Below are 25529 nucleotides of genomic sequence, written 5' to 3'. Positions count from 1 at the left end.
TTAATATTAACTTTAAATGATATTAGATATGATTAATGTTAATCATAATAAAGTTTAAATACAAACTTTTTTGAAAATAACATTTATAGACAATAAAAAATAGCTTCCGATAAAATAATTAGCTGTGATATACGTAGATGCCGATAAGTTATCTTTTAATCTGAATGTTTTATTATATTTTAATTCAAGAAATTGCCATAAAAAACGCGATGTAATCATCGCGTTTTTTATTCTTTACTGAAACTCAGGCAGCTTCATGAAAGCCGCAGTGACGTAACAGTGCATCGATTTGCGGTTCACGGCCGCGGAATGCTTTAAAGGATTCCATCGCTGGACGGGAGCCGCCGACAGCAAGTACTTCGTGCCAAAAACGTTTTCCTGTTGCCGCTGCATCTGCTTCTTCTTCAAAAGCAGCATAAATATCTGCAGAAAGCACCTCTGCCCAGCTATAGCTGTAATAACCGGCAGAATAACCACCGGCAAAGATATGGCTGAAAGAATGAGCAAAGCGGTTAAAATCTGGCTGGGGCATCACGGCTACCCGGCGGCGTACTTCCTGCAAGGTTTGCTGCCAGTTACAACCCGGATGGCTGTAGATTTCCATATCAAACTGAGCAAACTCCATCTGGCGCAGCATCCACAGCCCGCTCTGGAAGTTTTTTGCAGCCAGCATTTTCTTATAAAGCTCCTCAGGCAGTACCGCGCCGGTATCCTGATGGCAGCTCATGCCGGCAAGCACATCATATTCCCAGACAAAGTTTTCCATAAACTGGCTGGGCATTTCCACTGCATCCCATTCCACGCCATTGATACCGGAAACTCCCAGTTCATCTACCTGAGTCAGCAGATGATGCAGGCCATGACCAGTTTCGTGGAACAGAGTCAGGATTTCTTCGTGGCTCAGGCGTGCGGTATTGCCGGCTACAGGCGGCGTGAAATTGCACACCAGATACGCAATAGGTGTTTGCAGCTGGCCGGCATGATCGCCTGTTATAAAACGACGGCGGCCGCGGTAATCATTCATCCATGCACCGCCGCGCTTACCGGCTCGTGCATACAGATCCATATAAACGCCACCGATGATGGTTCCGCCCTGTTCAAGTTCGTAATAGCGAACATCAGGATGCCATACCGGTACCTGTTTTTCGATGAAATGAACGCCATACAATTTATCAATCTGGGCAAACAGACCTGCGAGAACGCGATCAGCCGGAAAATATTTTTTTACTTCAGTCTGGCTGAATGCATATTTAGCCTGACGCAGTTTTTCACTGGCATAGGTCATATCCCATGGCTGTAAATCATCCAGACCGAGATGTTCTCGTGCGTATGTTTTAACTTCAGCCAGATCTTTTTCAGCAAAAGGTTTGGCCCTGCTCGCCAGATCCTGAAGAAAGGTCATCACCTGTTGCGGTGTATCAGCCATTTTGGTTGCCAGCGATAATTCTGCATAATTTTGGAAACCCAGTAACTGAGCTTCGCGTGCGGCAATCTGCAGAATCCGGTTGATATTGGCGGTATTATCCCATTTAGCCTCGCCAAGCTCACTGGCCCGGGTTGAATAGGCATGATACAGCTGCCGGCGCAGTTCGCGATTGTGGGCATATTGCATTACTGCCAGATAATGCGGCATTTGCAGCCCGATTTTATAGCCGGTTTTACCTTCTGCCTGTGCCGCTGCGGCAAACATGGCCAGTGCCTCTTCTGTTAATCCGCTGATTTCGCTATCTCGTGCAAAGTCGGCATCTGTGCTGGTCTGACCGGATGTATTTTCCTGACCAGCCAGTTCTGCGCCATTAGCAAAATACAATGCAAATGCATCAGTGGCGTCCAGAACATTCTGACTAAAGGCTGCGGAAAGCTGCGCACCTTCTGCCTGTAAGGCTGCAAACTCCACCTGTTCCTGTTCCGGCAGCTCGGCACCGCTGAGAACAAAATCTCTTAAATCATGGTTCAGTTTGGTTTGCTGTGCCGGGCTCAACTGTGCATATTCTGCACTGGCTTTGATGCTTTTAAAGCGCTCATATAAGGCAATATCCTGACTGATCGCAGTAAAGAATTCGCTTACTTTAGGCATCAGTGCATTATAGGCCGCACGTAATTCAGGTGTATCTGCCACGCTGTTTAGATGGGCAACAACACTCCAGATACGACCAACACGTTCAGTAATACTAGTTAAAGCTTCTACGGTGTTATTCCAGCTGGCATCAGGCTCAGCTTTCAAGGCGGTGATAGCGGCAGCAGCCTGCTGCATAGCTTCGGTCATTGCCGGCTCAATATCTGCAGCCTTAATGGCATCGAAACGGGGTTCACTATCCAGATTCAACAAAACATTTTCAGACATAGTATTCTCAAGAGAAAAATACCTGTAAATTTGCGGTTTTTCAGGTAAATCGGGTGGAAAGAGCAGGAGCTTATATTTATCTTCTGCTATAAATAATATTGCATAATGTAACAGGATAAGGTCAAAAACATGAAAAACAATATTCGTTCTTATTTAGATACGCAACCACAAATTGCCGATAGTTGTTATATAGATGATATGGCTGTGGTTATCGGGGATGTAATTTTGCAGGAAGAAGTATCTGTGTGGCCGTTTGCGGTGATTCGCGCAGATGTGAACAGTATGCGTATTGGTGCCAGAAGCAATATTCAGGATCACTGTATGCTGCATGTCAGCCACAAAACAGCAGCCAAACCGGATGGCTCACCATTGGTGATTGGTGAGGATGTTACTGTAGGTCATCATGTTAATCTGCATGGCTGTACGATTGGTAACCGGGTGCTGGTGGGGATTAATTCGATTGTTCTGGATGATGCGATTATTGAGGATGATGTGATGATTGGTGCCGGCAGTCTGGTACCCCCGCGCAAACGTCTGGCGAGCGGTTATCTGTATTTGGGTTCTCCGGTACAGCAAATCCGCCCGTTAACGGAAAAGGAGCGAAAATTTTTATTATATTCAGCATCGCATTATGTTAGACTCATGAAGAGTTATTAAGTTAACCCTCTAATTAAAGGACTATAAAAAATGAAAAAATTCTTGTCTTTAGGTTTATTATGCAGCCTGCTGGCGTTGGCAGGCTGTGCCAGCGATGGCTCAGGTAAAGGGCAAACCCAGGTGTACGGGGATATCAAAACCGGTGTGGAAACATCACATACCAGTCATTAATTTATTTAGTCAAGTTAATTCGATGTAAATGAGTAGCAGAGTAATACTAAAATAGATGAGTGTCGTAAAATGGGTATTATATGCAGTTGGAAAATGCAAAATTTGCACGGAACAATTGTTATATTAATGAAGTTAAGCTAGATTGTGAAAATAGTTTTTCAAACCAACCGTTAAAGGACACAATGATGAAAAAGCTATTGGGAATTGGTGCCGTACTGGCTGCTCTGTTACTAACTGCCTGCGCTACTACAAATTCTGATACTAAAGCTGCTCCGTACAGTGATGTACAGGCAGCCGTAGAATCTAACTAAGCCGTAGTAATTAAATAAGTGGCTGGATTTGCTGGATAAATAATTCCGGCAAATCCAGCCACTTTTTTGTATAAAGTAAGCGGACAAATGCCGGAACAAAAAAATTGACAGATATCATCAGAAACGAAATAGGATTGAATAAAGAGATATCAGCACTCAGAGAAGTGCCGGTTAGCTCTAAATGAGGCATGTTATAGATATGCATGATAGAGTGTCTGTAACACTCAAAATCTTTTCAGAAAGAATCTTTTATTTTAAAGTTAATGATTTTTTCCGGCCTGATTTGGCCAGATATGAGCTGGTCAGAAATAGCCTGAATGCAATAAATATATTATTCACATTGGCGGAAGATCTACAGCGGATACCAATTCAGACCATTAACTTTAACTTTCAAAACAAATGGCTGATAAACATACGCAGTTTAATCGACAGAATTTTTTGATATTGGTCTCATCAATAATCTGATAGTAAACAGAAAAATATCACAATACTCTATTGGTTGTACTGATACAGATAATTAAATTACTTGAATAATGTTGGATTTAATATCAGCAAATAAAAATTTTTCCAGCCTTAAGCAAAATGCTTGCAAGGCTGGAGCAGAGCATGATTAGCCTGTTTATTCAGGAACTGATAAAAGGCAGTCAGACTGCCTTTTATACTGGTTGGCGATTTTAGCAGATCGCTTAATCACCCTTAATAAGTGATGTAGTTGTGCCGTCCGGATGCACTTCTTGCAGAATAACCCCGCATTGAGCTGATGCAGATGCCGCGATAGCCTCGTAATCTTTACCCGGTTCGGCTACAAAAGTAAGTTTGTTACTCTGGCAGGAGGGCTGATAGGAAATAATTTTGCCATCGTTATGAGTATTATTAACATTGGTCAGACCAATAATGGCATTGGATATGGTAATCGGTACATTAGCGGGAATAGTGAATTCACGGTAGTACAGCTTAGACAAATTATGATTATGTCGTTTCATTGTATCCAAAGTAGCCGTTGCCGGTATACCAATGGTGCTGTTACGAGCTAGACCTAATGATGAAGCAAATGCCCCTCCTAAGGTACCGCCGGTTGATTCTTTTACCTCATGTCCCTGAAAACTGTATTTCATATTAGTCGGTTTGCCATTCTGCCCGAAGATGCGTATCCGTGCCTGTTGCGCACTATCATCTGAAGCATCCTGTGCCATGGCCAAATTAACATTGAAACTTAAGAAAAAACTGATTATCAGGAATTTTTTCAGGCTGAATCTGGATTTGTTTTTTTTGATAAAAAACATATGAGTACTTTCTGAATAATTGAGGGTAGAAAAGTTAATAATAAAGTGATATATCAGAATAATTAACTGATATTACTCTATATTCACATAAATAAATATTATTTATCTGCATAATTTTTTTATAGCTGAAACGGCTCAGCCTGAAAGTGTGATTCAGATTAGTGTTATGAAATGTGTAATAAATTATAATGCAGATTGGTATTAATGCCAATATCATAATAATATGGATCTGATACCTACCGGATTGCTGTTTTCCGGTTATTTGCTGCGCGATACTGGCAGATCATTGTAATCAATAGCTGATACCTGAAAAAAGCAGATTTGATTTCAATAAGTGCAAAGAGAATATGCATATTAATATCGGGAAATTCAGATGTAATTTACGATAAATAAATATATATCCGCATAAATAAACACCATAACGGACACAGTAATTTGTCTCCGTTATGCTGTTTGCTGTTCAGGTGAATTATGTCTGGCTGCCGCCCACAGTCAGACCGGCATCAATACGCAGCGTGGGCTGTCCCACACCTACCGGCACGCTTTGACCGTCTTTACCGCAGATACCTACACCACTGTCCAGACTACTGTTATTGCCTATCATACTAACGTGTTTTAATACTTCCGGACCGCTGCCAATAATGGTGGCTCCTTTTACCGGATATTGCAGCTTACCATTTTCAACCCACCAGGCTTCCGAAGCACTGAATACAAATTTACCACTGGTAATATCGACCTGTCCGCCGCCAAAATTAACCGCATACAAGCCCTTATCGACCGAGGCAATAATCTCTTCCGGATTAAGCTCGCCGTTTTCCATATAAGTATTGGTCATGCGCGGCATCGGTGCTGAGGCGTAATTTTCACGCCGGCCATTACCGGTCACAGGGACGCCCATTAAACGTGCATTGGTTTCATCCTGCAAATAGCCGCATAAAATACCATCTTCAATCAGTACCGTACGCTGTGTAGCATTGCCTTCATCATCAATATTCAGCGAACCACGGCGTTCGGCAATATTACCCTGATCAACAACAGTCACACCTTTAGCCGCTACGCGTTCACCTAAACGGCCGGCAAACGCACTGGTTCCTTTGCGGTTAAAATCACCTTCCAGACCATGACCTACAGCTTCATGTAACAATACACCCGGCCAGCCATTGCCCAGTACCACCGTCATCTGACCGGCAGGTGCCGGACGGGCTTCCAGATTGGTCAGTGCCTGAGCAACGGCTGTATCTACATATGATTTAAGCATGGCTTCATCAAAATAACCCAGATCAAAGCGGCCGCCACCGCCACTGCTGCCCTGCTCACGCCTTTCCCCCTGTTTGGCAATCACAGTAACAGATAAACGGACAAGCGGGCGGACATCAGTGTGTATCCGGCCGTCCAGTCGCGCCAGATAAATCAGTTCATGCTCGCATACCAGCCCGGCCATTACCTGTACAATGCGCGGATCAGCAGCTTTTGCCAGTGTCTCCACACGCTGTAATAAAGCCACTTTCTCTCCGGCATCCAGACTGAGCATCGGATTAGCCATTGCATACAGCGGTTTGACTGACGGCAGAGAAGTCAGTCCCACTGAGCGCTGCTGACCGGCCTGACCAATTGCCCGTACAGCCTGTGCTGCATCTGTTAATGCCTGCACATTCAGATTGTCGGCGTAAGCAAATGCTGTTTTTTCACCACTTACCGCACGGACACCGACGCCCTGCTCAATCTGAAAACTGCCTGATTTGACCATGCCTTCTTCCAGATGCCAGCTTTCATAGGTACTGCGCTGGCAGTAAATATCAGCATAATCAATATGGTGTGCTCCCATCAGGGAGAGTGCACGGGTAAAATCGGCTACAGCCAGTTCGTTGTCGGCCAGTAGCTGTTGGTGAACAAGTTGCGCGGTTTGAGTAGAGATAGGCATGAGCTGTCAAAAATTAAGTTGTGACAAAAGCACAGACAGAGAAAGATTTAATCAGAAAAGCAAATTGTGGGCAATTATACCGAAAACAAGCTTTGTCCGCGCGAATGCAGGAATACTTATTATACGCAGATCAGGTGTTGGAATAGAGACCGGAAAAACAAATTGTAAAAATTACCAAATTGTTATTGATAATAATTCTCATTATATTATAATGTGACTCACCAGTTAGTTAGAGATAGTTAACCGGTAATGACCTCAAACATCTTTTATCTAAATCTACTTTCAGGAGCGGCGTAACGATTAGCGTTAAATTTTTGCATCAAAACTCAAAAACCGAAAACACTTAACCCACTGAAACATCAGTGGGTTAAGTGTTTATAATAAGCTGATATTCAGTAATCAGCTTTCATTTGGCTGTTGTAGCCCTGCGGATTGAGCTGTTGCCAGTGCCATGCATCGGTCATCATACTGGTCAGACTGCGCTGAGCTGTCCAGCCCAGTTGTTCGGCTGCGCGTTCAGGATTGGCATAGCACACAGCAATATCTCCTGCCCGGCGCGGGACAATCTGATAAGGAATTTTTTTGCCGCTGGCCTGTTCAAAGGCATGTATGATTTCCAGTACTGAATAACCCCGCCCTGTACCCAGATTATAAATATGTACACCGGGCTGATTATTTGTAACGCGCATGGCACTTAAGTGGCCGTCGGCCAGATCCATTACATGGATATAATCACGGACACCGGTACCATCGGCAGTAGGATAATCGTTACCAAATACCGATAGCTGTGCCAGTTTACCAACAGCTACCTGACAGATATACGGTAATAAATTATTCGGAATGCCATTCGGATCTTCACCAATCAATCCGGATTCATGCGCGCCCACCGGATTGAAATAACGCAGTAATGTCATACTCCAGCGCCCATCTGCTGCCTGTATATCCGTTAACATCCGCTCTACCATATATTTGGATGTTCCGTACGGATTGGTGGTTCCGCCGGTAGCCGCGTTTTCATCAATCGGAACCGAAGCCGGTGTACCGTAAACTGTAGCTGAGGAACTGAAAACCAGATTGAAAATACCTGCTTTGGCCATTTCTTCAACCAGAATCAGGCTGCCACTGACATTATTATCATAATATTTCAGCGGCTCCCGTACACTTTCACCGACTGCTTTTAAGCCGGCAAAATGCAGCACATGTTCAATACTGTGCTGTTTAAATACCTGTTGCAGCAGCGTACGGTCGCGAATATCGCCCTGATAAAAAGTTACCTCTTTACCGGTAATCTGTTTTAAACGCTTGAGTACCACTGGCGATGCATTACACAGATTATCAATAATAATCACATTGTAGCCGGCATTAAGTAATTGTACAGTCGTGTGAGAGCCAATAAAGCCGGCACCACCTGTTACCAGAATAGCCATAAATTATCCGTAATAATTTTTCATCGAAATACAACAAATAACCGGTATGTAAACAACCAGAAATCCATAAGTATATCTTGTTTATAATCATAGTTAAGTTGACGCGGGTTAGAAGATACACTAAAAAAACCGGCATCTGCTGTATCTTTACAACAGTAAAGTACTGAGCTGCACAGATGAGGTGACACAACAAAAAATATCCGGTACCTCTGACAAAAGTTATTTCTGTTCAAACGGCAATAACTGAACTGGACAGGAGTGATAAAACAGAAATCTGATAGAAATATGACTTGAAATACAGCGGCAAATAAAACCAGATTGAATATTTTCTGAAAACCGGCTACTGATAAATATATAACTAATTAATAAATTGAAAGTTTATATTTATTATTTAATAATATACATTTTAAAAACTAAAATAACTTTTTTGATTTTAACAATGTTCTTCATAATCGGAAGATTGAGACATTAATATTTGTGCATGATATTGCGGCTGTTAATAAGCAAGTTAAGGATAAGTCATTTTTCTATCGGTTAACTCTTAATACTCATCATTATTCTGAAAAAGATACACAAAGTGAAAATAACTATGATTGTAAACAGCCTTTATTTAAAGACCGGCAAAATGTCTGTCTCAATTTAAATCTGCAGAATCAGTTTTTTAGATTACAGCTTGCGAAATCAACACTAGTGCTTTTAAAGATATACAGAAATTGTGGTACAAGGCGATTATAGCCCGCCTGCGTCTGTTGTATTAGATGAATTTAAAGATAGCTTTAAACCAGATTCGGCACCATTTATACACTTCGGATAAATTAAGCAATTTGTAAATAGCAGGATCGGTCTATATTATTTAACCGATTTTTATATCAATGTTGTATTTAAACTAATTTAACAGTATAGTATGCAAATATTGTGAATACCAAATATTTCAGCATGTGATTATTAGATTAGCATTTTGTATTTAGTTATCTACTTAATAATATGGGGTATTTAATTATGCAGATGTATATAAAAAAAATAATATTTTTAATAACCTCGTTGCTGCTGGCTTTTTTACTAAGTTCTTGTGCTAAACACTACAAAAGTGTAAGTATAGCTGAGAACCAGTTAATAAATAGTTCTGACGCCAAGGAATCTTTACATGTCAGTTTACAAATTGATGATTTTTATAATCCTTATTTAACTCATGCAGAAAATGAAGATATTAAACAAAAATTTCCGAAAAAGAATATTAAAATAATAGCAAATTATGAGCCTATAACTGATAAAACAGGCTCCATCATCAAAAAAACGACAAAAAATAGTCCATCACCATTTTTATCATTAAGGGATATTTTGGGAATTGATGATATAGAGATTGTGTATAACAAAATAAATCAATATGCATTTGCGACAAATTTAAAAGTTGATAAAGATAATCAAATTATAAACTTTGATATTCCTAAACCTACTAAAAATAACAAGCAAAAGTATGTTCTTGAAGGTATTTATCTTTATTATCCAGATTTTCAATTTTCCAAAAATCCTAAACCTTATTATTTTCGAAACGGATCAGATTATTATTTACCGATTTTTAAAAATCAAATCGATATCAATAAATTGAAAGGTTCTGTAAATAGATTTATGAACGTGGAACCATTAAATCTTGATATATTAACCGATAAGTTTTTTGACTTTACTTATGATTATGATAGAACACAGTTAACTAAAAAAGACTATTTAGCCAGAAATATTGTCTTAAATACCAGTGTTTGGTTTTCAAATGATAAACCAATTAAAAAGAAAGTATTAAGTAATGAAGAAAAAGGTGATTTATTTGATGAAATGACTATCTCCATGGATGGGCAAAAATATGAACATATAGTTATTCCTGACTCAAAATTAAGTTGGTCTGATGCTGAAGATATATATGGTTCTTATGTTAAAGGCAAAACATTTGAAGTTTTACAACTTAAGGGACAACTTTCAAAGTATTCAAAAAAGGGTTATTACGACGGACGACGTGGAAAATGGGTTAAGCAAAAAGGGGATATGGTATATATTGACCAAAAATATGGTTCTCATGTGGATAAAAAAGGTTGTGAATTTGATTATCGAATAGTTTTTGAAAAAGATAATCAACCTAGAAGATATATTTTACACTCATATAAAAGGTCTGAATCAAATAATAAAAAGTTTACAATATTTTCTAATAAAACTTATATATCACAAGAAAATTTGAACTTCTTTGAAAAAACAAAGCAGCGAAAAAAAGAATCCTTTGACTATAGCTTGAGACAAATTCCTGTATTTTATAAAAATTCGGATAAAGAATTTCGTGATCAACTCATACTTGAAAATCAAGACTTAGCACAAGCATGTATGAAGGAAATAGATCATATGAAAAGATTGATGACAATGCCAAAAGAAGATTTAATGCAAGAATTTGAGCAATACAAAAAAATCATCAATAAAGAAAACTCGAAACAACGCTAATATAGCTGCATATTAATACAAATAAAGTAAATATATGGGTATTTCATCAAAATTTAATGAATATTACGATTCAGGTTACAGTTTGATTGGGCTGATAAATTAATATATTAGTAAATTACTTACCCTACTGGAGATGATTAATTAATTTTATAATATAGTCTTATTTAATTTTTTATTACTTTTATTTTAACCACAAAAACAGCTCTGGTTCCGGTCAGAATATTTGTATTCGTTTTATTAATTTTTATTAAAAAACATATGTGCTGAAAAAATCATTAAAACAATGTATACTGAAACTGTATGTAATGTTAATTTCAATTATTTATCAGTTAATGCTGCTCTAAGTAGATTGAATCTGAATATTTGCGGCTAAGTTATGGTCGATAACCTTACCAGTATGATTAACATACTAAATCAATGAAAAATTTTATCGAAATATTAAACCAAAAAGATATTAACTATACAGTTGAAAATGAGATTATCCGCATAGCGGATAATCTGTGCTTTTATCAAAATCCACTTAAATCACTGCCGGATAATTTAATTATTGAAGGTGATCTGGATATCTCCCAAACAAAAATCAGCCAGTTACCGGATAACCTGATTGTCTGCGGTAATTTGGATATCTCCCATACTAAAATCAGTAAACTGCCGGAAAATATAATTTTTCGCGGGGATCTGAATATATCCGGTACACAAATCAGAGTGTTACCGGAAAATTTGGTGGTTCAGGGCAAACTTATTGCCTCTCGTACCGCAATACAAGTTTTACCGGAAACGCTAATTGTTGGTGGTGCGCTGAATTTATCCTCTAGCAATATTCAGTTGCTTCCAGAAAATCTGACAATAAACGGTAATTTATATTTACAGAATAGTTGTATACTAGAATTACCGGAAAATTTAGTTATTACCGGGGATCTGGATGCCTCTTCAACCAGAATAACCCGATTACCGGAAAAATTTACGATAAAAGGCAGTCTTTGTCTGGAAAAAAGCGGTATCAATACTCTGCCTGCTAATCTGCATATAACGGGCGATCTTGATTTGGGTTATACCCCTATCACAAAGTTACCTGAAAATCTGAAAGTAGATGGTAGTCTGATTCTGGGATCTTCCAAAATTAAGAAATTACCAAAGGATATTCAGGTTAAAGCTAATCTGGACTTAAGTTTTACAGAAATCAGAAAATTACCGGATAATCTGACGGTGAACGGTAATCTGGGTTTGTCAGGAACAAAAATTAAAAAGTTACCGGATAATTTAGTTGTAAATGGTTGTTTAGCATTGGGAGGACGCAAAACAATAATCAATCAATTACTTAAAAATTTTAGGGCAACATGCACTAGTCTGGATTTGTGCTGTAATAAAATCAAGAAAATACCAGAGAATTTAAAAATCCAATCCAATCTGTATTTGAATGATTGTAAAATCAAAAAATTCCCCAAAAAAATGAATATAAATGGAAATCTGAATCTGAATGACGCAAAAATTAAAAAATTGCCCGAAAATCTGCATGTTGGTGGCGATTTATCTCTTTTGCTGGCACCGATTAAAAAACTACCTAAAAAACTTTCAGTAGGAGGTGAGCTGTATTTATGGGGTTGCCGAGTTAAAAAAATTCCCAGTCATGTTAATGTAGTCAATGGGCTGGATTTAACTTCGACTAAAGTAAAAAAATTACCTCAGAATCTTACCGAGATAAAAAAACTGGCAATAGAGGAAACTAAAATTAACCGTTTGCCAGATAAGCTCAATGTTGAGGATTATCTGGATCTGAGAAATAGCCGAATTAAAAAATTACCTAAAAAATTACAGGTTGGTAATACATTGCTGTTAAGTAATACCCGGATTAAAAAGCTACCGAATAACCTGAAACTTGATCATGGTATAAACCTGAAAAAAACTTCAATCAGATATTTGCCGGAAAATCTGGAGCTCAAATGGTTAAGCCTTGATCTTAAAAAGATTAAAAATATTGCTTACCGGAAAAATTGTACAGCTAAAAGAAAAACCATTTTTGCAGCTTATTTGAATGGCGAATATAAAATTTTTCAGAATGAATACCTGGTTGGTACCCTGCAAGAGTATGAGCAATTTGTTAACCAGAGATTTATTGATCCGCAGGCAAGTAAGCTTAAACAGGCAGCCAAGGATTGCGTAGAGCAATTGCAGAGAAAACTCAGTACTCATAAAACTTAATATATTGAATACTGGGTGACAATAAAACCAGACCGGATAAAGTCAAAGTACTTATTAATCTTTGTAATTTTTTAATTATAAATAGATATTTATATCGAAAATATATACTGAAACTGCATGATATTAATACCAGCCTTCTGGAAATGTATGCAGCGCAGTTATTTACCTTAATTTTTACCCGTATGCTTACATACTAAATCAATGAAAAAATTTATCGAAATATTAAACCAAAAAAATATTAAATATACAGTTGAAAATGACATTATTCGGGTACTGGATAATCTGTGCTTTTATCAAAATCCACTTAAATCACTGCCGGATAATTTAATTATTAAAGGCAATCTGGATATTTCTGAAACAAAAATCAGAAATTTACCGGATAATCTGATTGTCTATGGGGATCTGAATCTATCCGGTACAGAAATTAGTATATTACCGGACAATCTGGTGGTTCATGGACAACTGAATGCCTCTTATACCAAAATAATTACATTACCGGAAAAGCTCATTATAGGCGGTGGGCTGGATTTATCCTTTAGTTATATTCAGTCGCTACCAGACAATTTAATGATAGACGGCAATTTATATTTACAGAATACTTATATAGTGAAGTTGCCAGAAAATTTGACTGTTGCCGGGGATTTAGATGTCTCTTCAACCAGAATTACCAGATTACCGGAAAGGTTTAGTATAAAAGGTAGTCTTAATTTGGGAAGTTGCGCTATCAATACCTTGCCCGCTAATTTGCATATAACCGGCGATCTTAATGTAAATAGTACTCATATTACCAAGTTACCTGAAAACCTGAGAGTGGATGGTAGTTTAAATCTAAGTTATCTAAAAATTAGGAAATTACCAAAGGATATTCAGGTAAAAGATAATTTGAAACTATGGTATTCAGAAATTAAAAAATTACCAAATAATCTTAAAGTTAACGGCGATCTGGATTTAGCAAAAACAAAAATCAAAAAATTGCCAAAAAATTTAAAAGTAAAAGGCTGTTTGATATTAAAATCAACTAAAATCAATAAATTACTTAAAAATTTTAAAGGTACTTGCTCTAGTCTGGATCTGAGTAATAATAAAATTAAGAAAATACCAGAGAATTTAAAAATAAAATCTAATCTGTATCTGAATAACTGCGAAATCAAAAAATTACCGGATAATATGCGTATAAACGGAAATCTCAGTTTGTCTGAGGCGACAATTAAAAAATTGCCTGAAAATCTGCGTGTTGGTGGTCAATTATCTGTTGATTATACATTGATTAAAAAATTACCTAAAAGTCTTTCTGTGAGAGGTGAGTTAGACGTGTGGGGTACCAAAATTAAAAAAATTCCCAACCATTTTAATGTAGTTAATGGGTTAAATTTAACTCGCACTAAGGTAAAAAAACTACCTGAAAATTTTACTCAGATAAAAAATTTATTTATGAATGTAACTAAAATTTCTCACTTACCGGATACACTTTATGTTCAGGATTGCCTGGAGTTAAGCTATAGCCGAATTAAAAAGTTACCCAAAAATTTGCAGGTCGGTAAAAAACTGCTGTTAAATGATACCAAAATTAAAAAATTACCCGAAAATCTGAAACTTGAAGAAGGCATCGACCTGAGAAAAACTCAAATCAGATATCTGCCGGAAAGTCTTGAGCTTAAATGGTTAAGTCTTGATCTTAAAAAGATTAAAAATATTGCTTACCGGAAAAATTGTACATCTAAAAGAAAAACCATTTTTGCAGCTTATTTGAATGGTGAATATAAAATTTTTCAGAATAAATCCCTGATTGGTAATCTGAAAGAATATGAGCGATTTGTTAACCAGAGATTTCTTGACCCGCAGGCAGGTAAGCTTAAACAGGCAGCCAGAGATTGCGTAGAGGAATTGCAGAAAAAAATCAGAATTAATTAACTTAATGTACAAAGTACTGGCCGACAGCTGCAAAAAATGCTGAATTTGCCAGTACGTGACTCAGATATATTTGGCCGGCAGTAATTTATTAAAAATAGCATAAACATATTTTGTACTGTTTTTAATTCAACTCCATCCAATTGATTTGTATTAAGTGACTTAAGCTAAAAACACAGAGAAATAAGTTATGGAACAATTTATCACATATTTAAATACACAGCAGATTAAATACAGTATTGGGGATAATTCAATCACAATATTGGAATCTCTTAATCTGGCTGAAGTAAGAATCAAACATTTACCGGATAATCTTATTATTAACGGTAATCTCAATTTGCGATTAACAACAATAAAAAAATTGCCGGATAATTTAACTGTAAATGGTGATTTATGTGCGCGCGCAACTAAGATTAAAGCGTGGCCAAAAAATTTAAATGTAAAAGGCTCTATAGATTTATTACGTACCAGAATTGCATCATTACCAGATAATTTAACAGTAAATGGAGATTTGAATTTAGAACAAACACCTGTTAAATCATTACCTGCTAATCTGAAAGTAAAAGGAAATTTGGCTTTGCGGGGGTCGCATTTTTGCAATATACCGGAAAGATTCGATGTAGCTGGTTCTTTAAATTTGTCAGATACGAAAATTGACAGATTACCTGATAATCTGAATATACAGGGTGATCTGAACATTGCCCGTACCAAAATTAAAAAATTACCTGAAAATTTATCTGTAAGCGGAGATCTCCATTTAAGCAGAACAAAAGTTAAAATATTACCAGATAATCTTGACATTATGGGTGATTTAGATTTAAGTGATACCCGAATTAAAAAGTTACCTGGAAATTTAAAGGTTGGGGGTAAGTTGGATTTATACGGTACCAGAATACAAAAAATACCAAAAGATTTAACAGTAACTGGTGGCATTGCTTTAGGAGGCTCTAAAATTAGAAAGTTACCAGATAATTTAACTGTTAACGATTATTTGGATTTGGGTTTTACAAAAATCAAAAAGTTGCCGGATAATCTGATTGTAAACGGATATCTGGGATTGCGCGCTATTAAAGTCAAAAAATTATTAAAGCATTCAAATGTACAATGCACAAGTCTGGGTTTAGATGGTGCCAAGATAAAACAACTGCCTGCCAATATAGAAGTAAAAAACAGTTTATATCTGAGTTATACCGAAATAAAACAGCTACCGGATAATCTTGAATTAAAAGGTGATCTGACTTTACGTTATGTCCCTATAAAAAAGTTGCCGGATAATTTGACTGTTGGCGGATATCTTGATCTGAGCTGTACCAGAATCGAAACATTGCCTGAGAATTTAAAAGTTGCCGGTAATCTTAATTTAAGTTCTTCAAAACTAAAAAAATTACCGAAAAATTTACATATTGGCGGTGATTTAGACTTACATAATACAAAGATTAAAAAAATTCCGGATAATTTAAATGTGAATGGAACTTTAGATTTATTCAGAACGAAGATTAAGAAGCTTCCAAAAAATTTATTTGTAAAAAATGAGTTGTTTTTGAGTAATACCAGAGTTAAAACATTACCTTCTGATTTAAAAGTAGAAGGAGATCTCTGGCTGAGTTCTTCCTCAATTAAAAAATTGCCAGACAATTTAAAATTAAATGGCGATTTATACTTGCAAGACACTAATATTAAGCAATTACCAAAAAATTTATTTGTAAAAAGGCAGTTATCTATCAGGAATACTAAAATCAGTGTATTGCCGGAAGATTTAATGTTTGGCTCAATTGAACTGGATATAAAAAAAATAAAAAATATAGTTTATAAAAAATGCCATTCAATAAAAGCCTTTATTTTTACAGTTTATTTACAGGGAGAAATAAAACTTGTTTACAATGGGAGTCTGATAGGTAATTTGGAAGAATTTGAACAATTTACAGATAAACTATTTTTAAAAGCTGAAGCTGATGAGTTTAAACAGATGGCCAGAGATTGCGCAGCGCAATTGAAGCAAAAGCTGTCTCTTGAATAATCATGGCAGTTTTATCAGCGGTTATCAATTAATAGCAGAAGACAGGAATTATGTTTGGATATTCATTGCAAAATTTTGAGTAATAAAATCGTAGCTGTTATTGTGGATAAAATGCTGATTAGTTGCTATAGTTCCTGGCATATTTTACGTTATAGCGTTATTTGTTTTCAATTTATAGAACTGATTAACAATTATTTTACGGATAGTTATGAATAAAAGCATTATGAATATTTATAAATTGGTTCATTGGTTTGTAATAATTGTTTTAGCTTATTTTATTATCTGTAATGTCATTATTCATCTCTACGCCCGGCAAAAAGCAGCAGACAATGCTGATACTATGGTTATCTTAGGTGCTCAGGTAATGGGTAATCCTGCAGTACCTCATCCTGTTTTAAAAGGGCGTTTAGATAAAGCTCTGGTTTATTTGAAAAATAACCCTAATACAAAAGTAGTTGTTTGCGGAGGACAAGGAGAAGGCGAGCCGGCAACAGAAGCAAGCGTTATGGCTGGTTATTTAATTGATAACGGGATTGATGCCTCAAGGGTTTATCTTGAAGATAAATCAACACGTACTGCTCAGCAGTTTGTTTATGCGAATAAAGTATTACCATTAGGTAAAACCGTGGTAGTTACCAATGATTTTCACTTATTGCGTTCTATTATGTTGGCTAAAAGATCAGGAGTAAAAGATGTATCCGGCTTATCTGCACCTTTAAGTTTCAGAAATTACAGGAACTACATTTCTCTTATTAGAGAACCATTAGCTCTGATTAATTCATGGTTGTTTGATCATCCCCTGAATAATGATAATTAGAATACGGATAATTAAAATATTGAGAATACTGGGTGGATGATAGTCAGTTTATAGTATTGAATTAGAATAGATACGGTTATTATTAACCGGTATAACCATCAGCTGTCTTAGGGATAATATAAACGGAAATACTGTTGAAGTATTCCGTGCAAGAAACTTGTGTCTATGAAAGTGAATCTATTTATGCAGTTTGACATAATTACTTTTTAGTAATTTTCGAATTAGAATCGATAGCTGATATATATATTAAATTTAAAATTTCGTAGTTTAACTGGAAATATATCGGAATTGATTCTTTGTCAAAATGGAATGTATGAAAAAAATAATCTTTTAGTATATTGATTTTCAGTATTAAATTGTTAAAATGTAAATTAATGTATAACTGTATAAATAATTCAATATGTCTGACGTTAAGCATAACTCATGGTGTAAAAAGATATATGGATGGTGGTTGAAGGCTAAAAATAAAAATAAAAGTAATGAGTCAAAGTCATCGTCAGAACAAAATGAAGAAGCAGAATATAAGTATCAAAAATTAACACCCTACACCGAGGTTGATTTAAAGGAAAGTGAAAAAGCTTTTGATTATGTTTTTCAACATGATGATGTTAGAAATATTGCAATTTCAGGTGCATATGGTTCAGGTAAAAGTAGTTTGATTGAATCATATGAAAAATATCTTCAAACTACAAATACGAATAGAAAACCAGTTAGAAAATTTCTGCATATATCACTGGCTCATTTTCGTACAGAAAATAATCATTTATCTGCAGTTTTGAACAAAGAAGCAAATTCCAAAAATGAAAATAATGAATTATCAATCCTCGAAGCTAAAATTCTAAATCAGCTGATTCATCAGATTTCGTCAGAACAAATACCACAAAGCAATTTTGCTGTTAAAAGAATTACTAGTAAAAGAGATTTATTGGCAATTACAGTAAGCAGTATTATTTTCTTGCTCTTTATGCTGGATATTATATTTTCTGCAACATGGAAAGAATTTGTTTTGTCCCTGGAGTATAGTGGCTTAAAAGATTTATTACTTGGGTTTACTACTAAGATATTTCTTCTGAGCAGTGCTATCTGGAGTATGGGTCTGTTTGCAATATTTCTTTACTATATTATTAAGATTCAGAAGTATAAAAATATATTCAGAAAACTAAAATTTCAGGGCAATGAAATAGAAATTGTTACAGAGTCCAGTGATTCTTTTTTTGATAAGTATTTAAATGAGGTTGTTTATCTTTTTGCTAATGCTGATGTAGATGTAATTGTCTTTGAGGATATTGACCGGTTTGATAATGTGCGTATTTTTGAACGATTACGGGAAATCAATAAGCTAACGAATAATCAATTAAAACAGTATCAAAAAAAGGAAACAAAAATATTAAGGTTTTTCTATTTGTTACGTGATGATATATTTTGCACCAAAGACAGAACAAAATTTTTTGATTTCATTATTCCTGTGGTTCCTGTAGTTGATAGTTCAAATTCCTATGATCAACTAATAACAATTTTAAAAACCTATATAGATGGAAATAAAATAGAGAAGGGATTTTTAGAAGGGATATCGTTATATATTGATGATATGAGATTGCTAAAAAACATCTGTAATGAATTTCATTTGTATTATTCAAATATAAATAATAATAAACTTGAACTCAATGCTAATAAAATGTTTGCGATAATTGTCTATAAAAATTTATTTCCTTTAGATTTTACATTATTGCAGATGAATCAGGGGTTTGTATTTTATATATTTAATAATAAACCAATTTATATTAAGAATGAAAAGGATAAATTATCAGCAAATATAGATGATTGTGATTTAGAGATTAAAAAAATTGAGGATAATCATTCTAAATCTATAGATGAAATAAAAGCAAAATATAAAGTGGAACAAGATGAAGTTAGAAACAGATATAGATATTATAGATCATCAGTAGAAGTCGATAAGGCAATTAAAAAATTAGATAATCAGGAACAATCTGAACTTGATTGTTGTCAATCAGAATATAAAAAAAACATAGAATTAATAAACAAAGAAAAAGAAAATATTCAGAAAGAAATCTTGCAGCTACCAAGTAAAAAATTAAAATATATCCTTAATAAGACAAATATTGACCGAATTTTTGATGAATATCCGAGTAATTCTAATAATATAGAAAAGAATGAAAAAGCTTTAGAAATAAAAAATAGTCCATACTTTTCTTTAATAAAATATTTAATTCGCAATGGCTATATTGATGAAACTTATGCTGATTATATGACTTATTTTTATCCTAATAGTTTAACTATAGCTGATAAAACTTATTTGCGTAGTATTATGGATGAAATCAAGAAAGAGTATGAATATAAACTGAATAATCCTGAATTGGTTATTGGGAAACTTCAGCATCAGATAGATTATTTTTCAAAGCCAGAGATATTGAATGTTGATTTAGTTAATTATCTATTAACTGAATCAGAAAACTATGCAGAAAAATTAAAAGCTATCTTATGTCAATTCTCGGTGGTAGAAAATATAAAATTTATTAATGTATTCTGGCCTGTATCAAGCGAAGAAAATTTACAAAAATTTGTAAATTTATTAAGTGAATATTCACCAAATTTTTTTAAGATTGCATTATTTAGTCAATTAGTTCCTAGTTATATACTCTATGATTTGTCTTTAAAGATTTTATATTGCTTACCTCAGGATGTTATTAAAAAAATTAATGAATATGATAATTGTCTCAGTAATTATATTGCCAATAGCACTGATTATTTAAATATAGCAGCTCCTGATGTAGAACAATTAGTAAAACAATTTTTATTTCTTAAAATTAAATTTGCACAAATCAATTATGAAACTGCAAATAAAGATTTGTTCAATGAAGTTTATAATAACTCATTATACAAGCTGAATTTTGCTAATATTAAATTAATGTTATCTACACAATATTCTATTGTAGATGAGCAGGATATTATTCATAGAAATTATACCTGTGTTCAAAATAAACCTGATTCTCCATTGGCAGCTTATATTGCCCAAAATATAGATGTTTACCTGCATCTGATCTTGGCCAATTGTAAACAGAAAATATCTGATAACGAAACTGAGGTGCTGTATTTGTTAAATCATGACGATATTTCTCAGGAGCATAAGCTGGAGTATATAAAATATTTACAAACCCCCATTACCAGCTTAGATAAGGTTGAGAATACTGAGTTATGGCAAAATTTACTGTGTCCGGGTAAACTTGCTTATAACGAAGAAAATATTCTTTGTTATTTCCAGCATATCAAAGAAACGGATGAATCTGTAGATGAATATCTGATTGAATTCATTAACAATAATGAAAAACACTTAGATTTTAAAGGAGTTTCTAATGATGAAGACGAGGATGTAAAAAGAGAATTCTTGGATGTAATAATAATCAATCAAAAAATAACTAATTATAAATACAAAGAAATATTATCGACTTTAGGTGTTGATTATGGGAGATTTGATATTGAAAATATAGCTATAAATAAGTTTAAAATTTTAGTCGATAATAAAATAATTTGTTTAAACTTTGATAAATATAAAAAAGTAAGTAGATCTACTCTGGATTTTATTAAATTGAATTATGATAATGAAGCGATTTTATATTTTATCCAAAAAAATCTCACAGATTATCTTGATTTAATAGAAGAAGATAATGAATTATTTGATTATGAAGAAGCATTAAGCCTGATTAATAAACCAGTTGATGACGATAGTGCTATCAGGTTACTGAAATGTACTGATAACTCGGTATCTATTTGTGAGCAAAATTTTTCACTGGCAGTAATGGTATATGTTCTGGAGTATAATTTTGATACTAATGATTTAACTGGGCTGATTAATAATTATCAGAGTTATGAAGCTGATATTCAGAATCTTATTGTCAAACAGGTAAATAATAATATTGATTTTGTTTCAATTGAGAGAAGCCCGCAGGCATTGAAATTTATAAGAGCTCATTGCGATGGAGAAATTGCTTTAAAATATCTACAGACACATATTGCAGACTATCTTAATTTAATATCGGAAGAAACCGAATTGTTTAATTTTGGGGAAGCACTGCAGCTTCTTGGATTAAAACTTAGTGATGATGATGCAATTAACTTGTTGAACTATACTAACGAACCAGTTTCGGTTATTAAATATTCTTTTTCATCTAAGATAATGGCATATGTACTGGAGTATAACTTTAATAAAGATGATTTAGTGAATTTAATCAAAGACTATGATAAACATGATGAAGATATTCAGAGTCTTATCGTAGAACAGTCAATTAAAAATTGTGAATTGATTGTAATAAAACAAAAAACAGATATTGCAGATAATCTTTTGAATAAATTGTTTATTTCTGAAAAGCTAGGAGAGAATAAAAAAATTGATTTATTTATTCAGGCTTTACCCTATAAATATATGCATGTATCAGAGCGAAGGCAGGCATTAAAGAGTATGCAATTAGACGAATTTAATAAAATATGGAATCGTGGTACGCCAAAAATTAAATGTTGTGAAGATTATAGTCGTCTGTTGTTAGCACTAAAAGAACAAGGTTTAATACAGGATTTCTGTGTAGATAATAAACAAGAGAAATATTATCGAATTACTAAAAGAAATGGCTGAAAGTATGTTGGTTGAACAATTTCAAACTAGTTAGTTAATTTTATTGCCATAATACCTATAGCATAGATACCAATAGCTATAATGCTGATACAAGTACCACAGGAAATAGGTTTAACGGAGTAACCGGTACCCAGATAGTGGGTTTCAAGAACAATGATATTGGCTGCCGGAGGAAGCAGGCAAAATAAGTAAAGTGCGGCACTATTTTCCAGAATAAGGTTCTGTTGGCACAGACAGGCAAGGCCAAGCAGGGCGGAGAGGATGCAGAAATAAGCCGCAGCTTTTTTCAGGAAGGTCTGAATGGTGTTTCTGATGTCGGTCAGTGTAATTCTGCTTTTAGCCAGCCACATACCAAGAATAGCCATGCCAAGAAAGCTCATCAGAAATTTAGCGAGGGAATAAATTATATCCAGCTCGCGGATTTGTTTACCCAGTGGTAACAATAAGCAGCCAATAATAAGGGCAATGACGGGAGGCATTTGAATCAGTTTTCTGATATTGAACCGGATGCCGGTAAGCAGCCATGCCCCAAGTGAGTTACCGACAATAGAACTGCCGATATAGGCAGATATAAATATTGCGGCAGCCTGATTACCAAAGAGTGAGGCTGCTATGGGAAGACCGAGCCAGCCAATATTCAGATAGCTGAAACACAGGGTGCTTACCGGATTGATCCGGAGAAATTTACCGGCAAGCAGCATTATGCTCATAACAACAATAGTGGTAATTAATACCGCGCCCATATTGCTGAAATTGGTCGCTATATTATAGATAATTACGACAGGGATAATAAATTTTGTCAGTAGCAGAGACAAAACAGGTTTTGTATCCCGGGTTAATTTGCCGGCGATCAGACCACAGAGCAGGTAAATCAAGGGTAGAAACAGGGTCATGCCGGCTCCCTGAGCATTGCATCGGTTTGTGATAGTTCATTGTAGCTTATCTTTTTTCAGAACATTAGTCATCTGCATTTATTCGATAAGGTATTTATATTTACAATACGTTTAATCATTTTTATCCGTGTCTGATAAATTTTGGTATTTGAGTTTTTTCTAGAGCCAGATAATCAGCGTTACTGGTGCAGCCGTGGGATGGGGAGATAAATGCAGCAATCATTTTTCACTATTTTGATATCTGTTATGTGTTTTATTGCTTTTGGTCTGGTGTAAAGATTTCTGTTTATCGGCAGTTGTGCTATGTGGTTTTTGTAAGTGTATTGCAACGCTACCGGTAAGATTTTACTGGTAGCGTTTTGTATGGGGATGGCTGGGTTAGCGTGCGCCGAAGCCGGTGAGCATGGTTTTGAGGGTTTTGAAGAATATGAGTATGTCGAGTGAGAAGGAAAAATGTTTGATGTAGTAAAAATCATGTTCGATTTTTATCTGGGTTTGTTCGGTGTCGGCAGCGTAGCCCTGAGTAACTTGCGCCCAGCCGGAAATACCGGGTTTGACAATATGGCGGTAGTCATAAAAGGGAATTTCCTGAATAAACTGGTCGACAAATACTTTTTGCTCAGGGCGGGGACCAATCAGGCTCATGTCACCTTTCAGGATGTTCCAGAACTGCGGCAGCTCGTCGATGCGGGTTTTGCGGATGATGTGTCCGATACGGGTGACGCGGGCATCCCCAAGTTGCGCCATGCGGGCACCGTTTTTCTCTGAATCGCTGCACATGCTGCGAAATTTATAAATACAGAATTCTTTGCCGCTGCGTCCTACACGGTTTTGCCGGAACAGGATGTTACCCGGGCTTTCAAGTTTGATGGCAATGGCAGTAATAAGCATTACCGGCAGGGTAACAGGGGCGGATAGCAGGATAAGAACGATGTCGAATACGCGTTTAATCAATACATAGGTTGGTGAAGGCAGCAAAGAACCAAGATCATTTTCATATAGGTGATGAATTTTAACCCGTCCGGTAAGAAATTCTTCTACCTGACGAATATTGTAGACAGGCATGCCATTGAGGGTTTGCCGGGCAAGAAATTTCTGCCAGTGGTTGTCGAGCTCAGGTTCGTGCAGGTCGGCAACAATGCCATTAATGACAGAGGTCTCAGGCAGGCAGGGGCTGGTTAATTTTATCCAGTTGACGTTGGGAAGCTGGTCGGCGTTGCTGGCACGTCCGTAGGGTAGGTATGCGTAGGTTGTTATGAATTTGTTGCGGTAATAGATATAAGAAATACACAGAAACAGGGACAGACAGCCTGCCATGAATAAAAACCATACGGTATAGGGCAGGTTAAAGAATTTGGCCGTCATCCACATGCCGAAAAACCAGAAGAAAGCATGCGGCAGAGCAATCACTGCGGATTTTCTGCCGGGAAAGTTGCTGAATACGGATAAAGATTTGGTTGTCAGAATATGGGCAATACCGGCAAGAATTATGCTGGTGATGAAAGCAGCACGTCCCTGAGCAAAGCCTTTAATAGGCTCCATGATGGCCAGTGGCAGTAGCATTACCAGCAGGGTTCCGAAGAAAAGACGGCTTTTATAGGACAGTAAACTTCGCATAATTGTTTTTTATTTGTTCAGGCGCAAATGTTGGTAGAGGTTGCCCAGCAGGCTGGTCGGCAGCAGACGGCTGCTGCCGCGCAGGGCAAAACAGCTTAGTGCCGGCAGCAATGGCTGGCTTTTGAGGCGGTGTTTTAGACGCAGCAGCTGCCATTCGCTGCGAAGGTAGCGCAGACCGCGCCGGCGGGCATGCATGTTGTGACCGGCACGGGCATACACGAGGGTTTCCGGCAGGTTTGCTGCCTGATAGCCGGCCGCCAGCAGGCGCAGCCACAGGTTGTAATCTTCCATCCACTGGTGATGCTGATAGCCGCTTACTGCCTGTACCGCACTTTTGCGGTAGGCCGCAGCCATGTGATTAATCGGGTTGCGCCACTGAGCATAATGGCGGATGGCAGTGTCTGTAAGAGGTACCTGCCTGACTGTGCCGCTTAGTTCCGGGGTTGTGCTGAATTCAGCTATCTGCCCGCTGAACAGGGCGGTATCGGGGTTTTCCAGGATATATGCCCACTGGTATTCAAACCGTCCGGGTGCGCAGATGTCGTCAGTATCCATGCGCATGATCCATTCATGCCGGCAGTGTTCCAGTCCGGCATTAAGGGCATGTCCGAGACCGACATGCTGCGGCAGGGGGACGATTTTCAGAGGCAGCCGGGTCTGATAGCTGTTCAGTACGCTATGCAGTTCAGTACCTACGGCACCATCCAGTACCATGATGATTTCGTCGGCCTGTATGCTCTGCGTACACAGGCTTTCCAGACAGGCGCTGAGCCAGTCGGGATGTTCCTGTGCATATAAGGAAAGCAGAACGGAAAAAGGGCGCGTTTTCATGGTTGTGGCA

At 36.4% G+C, this 25529-nt stretch carries 17 protein-coding genes; 9 read left to right on the top strand and 8 right to left on the bottom strand.

Translation table 11 applies throughout. The annotated features are described in order from the left end of the window. Positions 1-244: 244 nt before the first annotated feature. Positions 245-2344 (bottom strand): M3 family metallopeptidase, encoded by a 2100-nt coding sequence (locus SALWKB2_RS11295; RefSeq protein WP_025331783.1) that lies wholly within the window; start codon positions 2342-2344, stop codon positions 245-247. Between the two features lie 129 nt (positions 2345-2473). On the opposite strand from SALWKB2_RS11295, the gene SALWKB2_RS11290 reads away from it, so the two are divergent. From SALWKB2_RS11290 to SALWKB2_RS12655, 3 genes are all read left to right on the top strand, one after another. After that, positions 2474-3001 (top strand): gamma carbonic anhydrase family protein, encoded by a 528-nt coding sequence (locus tag SALWKB2_RS11290; protein WP_025331782.1) that lies wholly within the window; start codon positions 2474-2476, stop codon positions 2999-3001. A gap of 30 nt (positions 3002-3031) precedes the next feature. Further along, the gene (locus tag SALWKB2_RS12320; protein ID WP_167539457.1) at positions 3032-3172 is read left to right on the top strand and encodes a hypothetical protein; all 141 of its coding nucleotides are present in this window, start codon (positions 3032-3034) and stop codon (positions 3170-3172) included. A gap of 185 nt (positions 3173-3357) precedes the next feature. Next, positions 3358-3483 (top strand): hypothetical protein, encoded by a 126-nt coding sequence (locus SALWKB2_RS12655; RefSeq protein ID WP_255454304.1) that lies wholly within the window; start codon positions 3358-3360, stop codon positions 3481-3483. Positions 3484-3493: 10 nt separating this feature from the next. On the opposite strand, the gene SALWKB2_RS11280 is transcribed toward SALWKB2_RS12655, so the two are convergent. The 4 genes from SALWKB2_RS11280 to galE form a co-directional block, all read right to left on the bottom strand. Further along, positions 3494-3688 carry a hypothetical protein gene (locus SALWKB2_RS11280; RefSeq protein WP_025331780.1) on the bottom strand — a complete coding sequence of 65 codons (195 nt, stop codon included), beginning with the start codon at positions 3686-3688 and terminating at the stop codon, positions 3494-3496. Between the two features lie 481 nt (positions 3689-4169). Continuing rightward, positions 4170-4766 carry a hypothetical protein gene (locus tag SALWKB2_RS11270; protein ID WP_025331778.1) on the bottom strand — a complete coding sequence of 199 codons (597 nt, stop codon included), beginning with the start codon at positions 4764-4766 and terminating at the stop codon, positions 4170-4172. A gap of 469 nt (positions 4767-5235) precedes the next feature. After that, a complete protein-coding gene (tldD, locus tag SALWKB2_RS11265; protein ID WP_025331777.1) occupies positions 5236-6687 on the bottom strand; it encodes a metalloprotease TldD in 1452 nt (483 codons plus the stop codon). A gap of 392 nt (positions 6688-7079) precedes the next feature. Continuing rightward, positions 7080-8114: a UDP-glucose 4-epimerase GalE gene (gene galE / locus SALWKB2_RS11255; protein WP_025331775.1), complete on the bottom strand. Its 1035-nt coding sequence runs from the start codon at positions 8112-8114 to the stop codon at positions 7080-7082. A gap of 999 nt (positions 8115-9113) precedes the next feature. On the opposite strand from galE, the gene SALWKB2_RS11250 reads away from it, so the two are divergent. The 6 genes from SALWKB2_RS11250 (at position 9114) to SALWKB2_RS11225 (ending at position 22178) form a co-directional block, all read left to right on the top strand. Continuing rightward, complete coding sequence (locus SALWKB2_RS11250) at positions 9114-10592, top strand: hypothetical protein (protein ID WP_025331774.1); 1479 nt, start codon at positions 9114-9116, stop codon at positions 10590-10592. A 417-nt stretch (positions 10593-11009) separates the two neighbouring features. Next, positions 11010-12791, top strand: coding sequence for a leucine-rich repeat domain-containing protein (locus SALWKB2_RS11245; RefSeq protein ID WP_025331773.1), 1782 nt, complete (start codon positions 11010-11012; stop codon positions 12789-12791). A gap of 201 nt (positions 12792-12992) precedes the next feature. Beyond that, positions 12993-14702, top strand: a complete 1710-nt coding sequence (locus SALWKB2_RS11240; protein ID WP_025331772.1) for a leucine-rich repeat domain-containing protein — start codon at positions 12993-12995, stop codon at positions 14700-14702. 187 nt (positions 14703-14889) lie between these two features. Further along, positions 14890-16716 (top strand): leucine-rich repeat domain-containing protein, encoded by a 1827-nt coding sequence (locus SALWKB2_RS11755; RefSeq protein WP_025331771.1) that lies wholly within the window; start codon positions 14890-14892, stop codon positions 16714-16716. A gap of 208 nt (positions 16717-16924) precedes the next feature. Further along, positions 16925-17533 carry a YdcF family protein gene (locus SALWKB2_RS11230; RefSeq protein ID WP_051506516.1) on the top strand — a complete coding sequence of 203 codons (609 nt, stop codon included), beginning with the start codon at positions 16925-16927 and terminating at the stop codon, positions 17531-17533. Between the two features lie 400 nt (positions 17534-17933). Continuing rightward, on the top strand, positions 17934-22178 hold the full coding sequence (locus SALWKB2_RS11225; protein ID WP_144353300.1) for a YobI family P-loop NTPase: 4245 nt from the start codon (positions 17934-17936) through the stop codon (positions 22176-22178). A 26-nt stretch (positions 22179-22204) separates the two neighbouring features. Here the strand turns inward: SALWKB2_RS11225 and SALWKB2_RS11220 are convergent, their stop codons facing one another. The 3 genes from SALWKB2_RS11220 to SALWKB2_RS11210 all read right to left on the bottom strand — a co-directional run bounded on the left by SALWKB2_RS11220 (position 22205) and on the right by SALWKB2_RS11210 (position 25519). Further along, the gene (locus SALWKB2_RS11220; RefSeq protein ID WP_025331768.1) at positions 22205-23071 is read right to left on the bottom strand and encodes an AEC family transporter; all 867 of its coding nucleotides are present in this window, start codon (positions 23069-23071) and stop codon (positions 22205-22207) included. Positions 23072-23449: 378 nt separating this feature from the next. Next, complete coding sequence (locus SALWKB2_RS11215) at positions 23450-24688, bottom strand: sugar transferase (RefSeq protein ID WP_051506515.1); 1239 nt, start codon at positions 24686-24688, stop codon at positions 23450-23452. A 9-nt stretch (positions 24689-24697) separates the two neighbouring features. Beyond that, the gene (locus SALWKB2_RS11210; RefSeq protein WP_038649088.1) at positions 24698-25519 is read right to left on the bottom strand and encodes a glycosyltransferase; all 822 of its coding nucleotides are present in this window, start codon (positions 25517-25519) and stop codon (positions 24698-24700) included. Between the last annotated feature and the right edge of the window lie 10 nt (positions 25520-25529).

It is taken from the genome of Snodgrassella alvi wkB2, from assembly GCF_000600005.1.
GTDB classification, from domain to species: Bacteria; Pseudomonadota; Gammaproteobacteria; order Burkholderiales; family Neisseriaceae; genus Snodgrassella; species Snodgrassella alvi.
Note: the sequence above shows the minus strand (reverse complement) of the source record. Positions and strands in the feature narration are given on the sequence as shown.

Excerpts from the sequence above, each read along its gene's own strand:
- SALWKB2_RS11295 (WP_025331783.1), bottom strand. The coding sequence starts at position 2,344 with ATGTCTGAAAATGTTTTGTTGAATCTGGATAGTGAACCCCGTTTCGAT.
- SALWKB2_RS11290 (WP_025331782.1), top strand. The coding sequence starts at position 2,474 with ATGAAAAACAATATTCGTTCTTATTTAGATACGCAACCACAAATTGCC.
- SALWKB2_RS12320 (WP_167539457.1), top strand. The coding sequence starts at position 3,032 with ATGAAAAAATTCTTGTCTTTAGGTTTATTATGCAGCCTGCTGGCGTTG.
- SALWKB2_RS12655 (WP_255454304.1), top strand. The coding sequence starts at position 3,358 with ATGAAAAAGCTATTGGGAATTGGTGCCGTACTGGCTGCTCTGTTACTA.
- SALWKB2_RS11280 (WP_025331780.1), bottom strand. The coding sequence starts at position 3,688 with ATGCATATCTATAACATGCCTCATTTAGAGCTAACCGGCACTTCTCTG.
- SALWKB2_RS11270 (WP_025331778.1), bottom strand. The coding sequence starts at position 4,766 with ATGTTTTTTATCAAAAAAAACAAATCCAGATTCAGCCTGAAAAAATTC.
- tldD (WP_025331777.1), bottom strand. The coding sequence starts at position 6,687 with ATGCCTATCTCTACTCAAACCGCGCAACTTGTTCACCAACAGCTACTG.
- galE (WP_025331775.1), bottom strand. The coding sequence starts at position 8,114 with ATGGCTATTCTGGTAACAGGTGGTGCCGGCTTTATTGGCTCTCACACG.
- SALWKB2_RS11250 (WP_025331774.1), top strand. The coding sequence starts at position 9,114 with ATGCAGATGTATATAAAAAAAATAATATTTTTAATAACCTCGTTGCTG.
- SALWKB2_RS11245 (WP_025331773.1), top strand. The coding sequence starts at position 11,010 with ATGAAAAATTTTATCGAAATATTAAACCAAAAAGATATTAACTATACA.
- SALWKB2_RS11240 (WP_025331772.1), top strand. The coding sequence starts at position 12,993 with ATGAAAAAATTTATCGAAATATTAAACCAAAAAAATATTAAATATACA.
- SALWKB2_RS11755 (WP_025331771.1), top strand. The coding sequence starts at position 14,890 with ATGGAACAATTTATCACATATTTAAATACACAGCAGATTAAATACAGT.
- SALWKB2_RS11230 (WP_051506516.1), top strand. The coding sequence starts at position 16,925 with ATGAATAAAAGCATTATGAATATTTATAAATTGGTTCATTGGTTTGTA.
- SALWKB2_RS11225 (WP_144353300.1), top strand. The coding sequence starts at position 17,934 with ATGTCTGACGTTAAGCATAACTCATGGTGTAAAAAGATATATGGATGG.
- SALWKB2_RS11220 (WP_025331768.1), bottom strand. The coding sequence starts at position 23,071 with ATGACCCTGTTTCTACCCTTGATTTACCTGCTCTGTGGTCTGATCGCC.
- SALWKB2_RS11215 (WP_051506515.1), bottom strand. The coding sequence starts at position 24,688 with ATGCGAAGTTTACTGTCCTATAAAAGCCGTCTTTTCTTCGGAACCCTG.
- SALWKB2_RS11210 (WP_038649088.1), bottom strand. The coding sequence starts at position 25,519 with ATGAAAACGCGCCCTTTTTCCGTTCTGCTTTCCTTATATGCACAGGAA.